Genomic DNA, 1,550 nt, shown 5'->3' with positions numbered 1-1,550 from the left:
GTCGGCGAGGCACATATCACCCTGGCCCTGGGGGAAATATCGGCCCAGGGCCGCGGGGCGAGCACCGACGTGATCGAAGCCAGCATCAAGGCCTATGTCAACGCAATCAACCGCCTGTACCAGGTGGCGGCGGCGAAAGGAGTAACCATCGATGGCAAAGACCTTGGTCCAGGCCATACTATCGAAAAAGTCTGCTGAGATCCCTGAAGAAGGAGCCCTTTGCCGCGCCCGGGTGGATTTCGCTTTCGCGAACGATATTACGGCATCCCCGGCGATCCGCTCTTTCCGGGAAATGGGGGCGGAGAAAGTCTTCGATCCTGCGCGATGCGCCGTGCTGCCCGATCATTTCACGCCCAACAAGGATATAGCCGCCGCCGAGCAGGCAAAGGAAGCCCGGGAATTCGCCCTTGAACAGGGCATGCTCTACTGGGAGCAGGGAAGGGTGGGTATTGAACATGCCTTCCTGCCGGAACAGGGACACATCCTGCCGGGAGAGATCATCCTGGGGGCCGACAGTCACACCTGCACCGGCGGGGCTCTCGGCGCCTTCGCCACGGGAGTGGGCAGCACCGATCTTGCGGCCGTTTGGGCCCTTGGCGAAACCTGGCTGAGGGTGCCCACCACGATCAAGGTCCGTTTCGAGGGGGAGAAGCCGAAAAACATCGGGGGTAAGGACCTCATCCTGGCGGTTCTTTCCTTGATCGGCGTCCAGGGCGCCAGGTACAGGGCCCTGGAATTCTGCGGAGAGGTGACGGCCCGCCTGCCTATGGATGACCGTTTCACCATCGCCAACATGGCCGTGGAGACGGGGGCAAAGGCAGGGCTGTTCGCTACCGATAGGACAACCCTCGACTGGTTGGCACCCCGGGCCGCAAGGACCTTCGAACCCGCCCATCCGGAAAAGGGAGCCCGTTACGAGAAGGAAGTGGTCGTAGAGGTTTCAGGCATGACCCCCCTTGTGGCGCTCCCCCATTCACCGGCCAACGTCCGTCCCGCCCTGGAGGCAGGGCTGATGCCGGTGGACCAGGTGTTCATAGGATCCTGCACCAACGGCCGCCTCTCCGACCTCGAGCAGGCCGCCCGTGTCCTGCGGGGGCGGAAGGTTCACCCCTCGGTGCGCTGCATCGTGATCCCGGCTTCAAGGGAAATCTTCGCCGACGCGCTGCGCCTGGGCTTCATCGATATCTTTATCGAGGCCGGCACCGTGGTCTGCACGCCGACCTGCGGACCCTGCCTGGGGGGGCACATGGGCATCCTGGCCAAGGGTGAGCGCTGCGTATCCACCAGCAACAGGAACTTTGTCGGCCGCATGGGGCATCCCGACAGCGAGGTCGTACTTTCCGGGCCTCTCGTCGCCGCGTCGAGCGCCGTGGCCGGCCGTGTGGCCGATCCTTCGGAGGTGCTTCCCAATGACTAGGATAATCAGGGGAAAGGCCTGGGTTTTCGGGGATGACGTGGATACGGACGTGATAATCCCCGCCCGCTACCTCGTCACTTCGGACCCGGAGAGACTCGGTGAACACTGCATGGAGGGCCTGGATCCCGCCTTT

Annotated in this window: 3 protein-coding genes; all 3 read left to right on the top strand. The window is 63.3% G+C overall.

The annotated features are described in order from the left end of the window. On the top strand, positions 1-198 hold a 198-nt coding region (locus GX108_08270; protein NLO57016.1), incomplete at its 5' end, for a hypothetical protein. Continuing rightward, positions 152-1,417 carry a 3-isopropylmalate dehydratase large subunit gene (locus GX108_08265; GenBank protein NLO57015.1) on the top strand — a complete coding sequence of 422 codons (1,266 nt, stop codon included), beginning with the start codon at positions 152-154 and terminating at the stop codon, positions 1,415-1,417. The genes GX108_08270 and GX108_08265, both read left to right, overlap by 47 nt. Before the next feature lies 1 nt (position 1,418). Then, positions 1,419-1,550: 3-isopropylmalate dehydratase small subunit (leuD, locus tag GX108_08260; protein NLO57014.1), on the top strand; the 132-nt coding region annotated here is incomplete at its 3' end.

Source organism: Thermovirga sp. (genome assembly GCA_012523215.1).
Lineage (GTDB): Bacteria > Synergistota > Synergistia > Synergistales > Thermovirgaceae > 58-81.
This window is presented reverse-complemented; position numbering and strand designations above follow the sequence as displayed.

Coding starts and splice junctions, on each gene's coding strand:
- GX108_08265 (NLO57015.1), top strand. CDS start 152: ATGGCAAAGACCTTGGTCCAGGCCATACTATCGAAAAAGTCTGCTGAG.